Below are 3588 nucleotides of genomic sequence, written 5' to 3'. Positions count from 1 at the left end.
ACCGAAGCTCTACAAGACTTTGACCGCGCCATTGAACTTGACCCCAAATCTGCCTGGGCGATCACAAATCGCGGTGAAACTTACCGCTTAATGAAGCGTTACACCGAAGCCCTACAAGACTTTAAGTGCGCCATTGAACTTGACCCCAAGCTTGACTGGGCGATCGCACTTCGCGGTGATACTTACCGCTTAATGAAGCAATACAGCGAAGCTCTACAAGACTTTGACCGCGCCATTGAACTTGACCCCAAATCTGCCTCGGCGATCGCAAATCGCGGTCAAACATACCTAATGCTTAAACTGTATAATGAGGCTTTTGCAGATTTCAATTACGCTATTGATTTAGATTCTGACAGTAATTGGAAATTGTATAATCGCGCTTTAGCTTACCTAGCCCTTAACCAACCAGACAAAGCATGGGCTGATTTATCACTTGCGATCAGGCTTGCTAAACAGCATTACGATAAAGATCCCCAAAACTGGAATAATGCCTTTAATTTAGCCCTTTACTATTTAGCTGCTCAATATAATCAACCAGCAGAGCGGTCATATCGCCATGTTTTATCTCAAGGTGCTTCCTCAGAATCTATTCGTGAAGCTATCCAAGACCTAAATAACTTTTTAACTGTCTTCCCTGACCATCTGCAAGCTATATCCATGCGACAGTTGTTGCAGTCTTCTCTAACTTAGACCAGATAATTTTCAGTATAAATTGTGAAGCGATGCCTGCGGCGGGCTACACCTACGCTTTTACAACAGTGCCCTTCTAATGAGACGCTGTAGGCGATTGTTGCATACAAATGTTAAGCGATGCCTGCGGTTTTGCTAGCCTACGCTACTACTACTTTGTCTTTCTCATGACAAACTGCTTTGCGATCGCTTTATTATTAAGCTGTATGTAATTGATCGTAAGATTCCGGTTCAATATCTGGTACTTTCGCTAAAACTGCGTCGTATGTATATTTCAAAAATCCAATATAGGATTCCTATTTGATTTTTGAACAAGACTCAGTACGTATCTATCCCTTTTTTTTCTGTAGCCTGTACCGTGTTCTCTGTTCCCTGTCCACGCAAGTAAATTCAGAAATAAAACCGGATTCCTATATATTGACTCAGTACATCTACCAACATCTACCAGCATCATACAACAGCTATGAGCAATACCTCTGGATTTTCAGTCAGCAAACCTGTTGCATTATGGAATAAACCGATTAAAGCTGACTTTAAGGAACTATTCAAATCACTAAGCAAAGGTGTGATTGATGGGGTCTTGGGTAAATGGGAAGAGGTAGCCAAAGATGCTGTGGAAGCTACAGCAGCACTTGGTTTAGCAGCAGCACCAGAGGAAGTTGCTTGGTTACTAATTTACCGTTCTTTGGTAAAAGCAATAGTGAGTTTGGTGAAAGGAAATCAAGAGTTACTGTTTGCAAAACCAAACCAGAGTGATCTTGAGCTATTGTGCGATCGCCTCAACGATTCCCTAGAAAGTATAGAATTGCGTATTGACCAAGATTTTTTTAACCGTCCCAAAGATTTACCGATTCTGGAAGCGATTAAAACTGCTTTTGCCGACTGGTTAAAATACTTTAGCGTCAATCAAGCGCAGGCACTAACAATTAGTCATCGTCTTCCTACCTATTTTGTATATGCCCTACATGAAGAGTGGGCAAAACATCCAGAAAAATATGCTTGTTTAAAAGCAGAACTCGATACCCCTTTTACTCAAGCCAATGAACAGGAACAGTTATGGCAACGTTATTTAGCTTGGCTACAAAAACAGATTGAAGAACCGATGCTTTTAGAAGCCTTTGGTTTAAAACAGGTTTATGTTCCCTTACACGCCTACTATAAGCAGAAAGTTGCGGGTGAAAAGTCAGAAGAATTTGAATACCGGGTGAGAGAAGATGAGAAATATCAGCGGGTTGTTATTGACTTAGAAATTGCACTAGAAGCTTGGTTAAAAAAAGGCGATCGCCATGATGCCATTAGAGTGATTAGTGGTGGCCCAGGAAGTGGTAAATCTTCCTTTGCCAAAATCTTTGCAGCTAACCAAGCCGAAAAAGGGAAAACTCCGGTTCTATTTATACCTTTACACCATTTTGAACCCTCGGATGATTTAGTTGATGCAGTTGGTAAGTTTGTCCGAGACGATGGCTTTCTCAGATATAACCCGCTAGATAAAGATAAAGCTGATTCACGCTTACTGATTATCTTCGATGGTTTAGATGAGCTTGCCATGCAGGGCAAAATTGCCACTGAAATTGCTCAACAATTTGTGCGGGAAGTCCAAAGAAAAGTAGAGCGGTTTAATGGGCGTGAAACTTGCTTACAAGTATTGATCAGTGGTCGAGAATTGGTAGTACAAGCAAATAGTAGCGACTTTCGCCAACCACAGCAAATCTTGCATATCTTACCTTATTTTGTTACTGAATATGAGAGGGAGAATTACATTGATAAGCAAAAGTTGTTGCAGCAAGATCAACGTCAGATTTGGTGGCAGAAATACGGCAATGCTAGCGGACGGGGATATGATTGCTTACCAAAAGAGTTAAACCGAAATAATCTCACAGAAATTACTGCCCAACCCTTGCTGAATTACCTGGTAGCATTAAGTTTTGACCAGCAAAACAAATTTCCTACACACGGCAACCTGAATGCAATTTATGCAAATTTGCTCACAGCCGTTTATCAGCGCGGTTGGGCTGGTTATCAACATCCGGCTATTCGGGGAATTGAAGAAAAAGACTTTGTTCGCATCCTAGAAGAAATTGCTTTAGCTTCTTGGCATGGAGATGGACGAACAACGACAGTCAGAGAGATTGAAGCCCATTGTGAAAACAGCAGTTTAAAGAGTCTTTTAGACAAGTTTCAGGAAAGTGCCAAATTAGGCGTAACTCGTCTTTTGACTGCCTTTTATTTTCGTGAGAGTGGAGTTAAAGAACAAGAAAAAACTTTTGAATTTACTCACAAAAGTTTTGGTGAATATTTGACAGCAAAACGCATCGTGCGAGAAGTTAGACTCATTCATAAAAAACTAAAGGATCGCCAGGAAGATCCAGATGAAGGATGGGATGAGCGCGAGGCTTTAAAAAGGTGGGCAATTCTTTGCGGTGCATCCCCTATGGATAAATACCTTTTTAAGTTTGTTGCAGATGAAATGCGTTTACAAAATGCATCGGATGTTAGCAATTGGCAGCAGACATTATGCCATCTGATTGGTTTTATGTTACGTCATGGAATGCCGATGGAACGCTTAAATCCCAGACCTGATTTTCAAGAAGAAAATAGACAAGCACGAAATGCAGAAGAAGCATTGTTGGCTGTCTTAAATGCTTGTGCTAAAGTGACAGAAACAGTTTCAAAGATTCAATGGCATACTCCTGAAGCTTTCAGTATCTGGATTTCCCGCTTGCAAGGGCAAAGAATCAATACTTATAGTGATGTGTTTTGCTTGAATTGCCTGAGTTTTTTGGATTTGCAAGGTTGCATTTTAGTTTTTAAGGACTTTTATCAGGCAAATCTTCAAGGAGCATATCTTGAAGAGGCAAATCTTCAAGGGGCGGATCTTCAAAAGGCAAATCTTCAAGG

The 3588-nt window shown here is 40.9% G+C and carries 2 protein-coding genes; both read left to right on the top strand.

What is annotated here, in order from left to right; genetic code table 11:
- Positions 1-690 (top strand): tetratricopeptide repeat protein (locus ACFE93_RS34190; protein WP_375480516.1); only part of this gene is annotated, 690 nt, incomplete at its 5' end.
- 463 nt (positions 691-1153) lie between these two features.
- On the top strand, positions 1154-3588 hold a 2435-nt coding region (locus ACFE93_RS34185), incomplete at its 3' end, for a pentapeptide repeat-containing protein (protein ID WP_375480514.1).

It is taken from the genome of uncultured Nostoc sp. (assembly GCF_964247315.1).
GTDB lineage: Bacteria > Cyanobacteriota > Cyanobacteriia > Cyanobacteriales > Nostocaceae > Nostoc.
The sequence above is the reverse complement of the archived record's forward strand: the minus strand, read 5'-3'. Positions and strand labels throughout refer to the sequence as shown.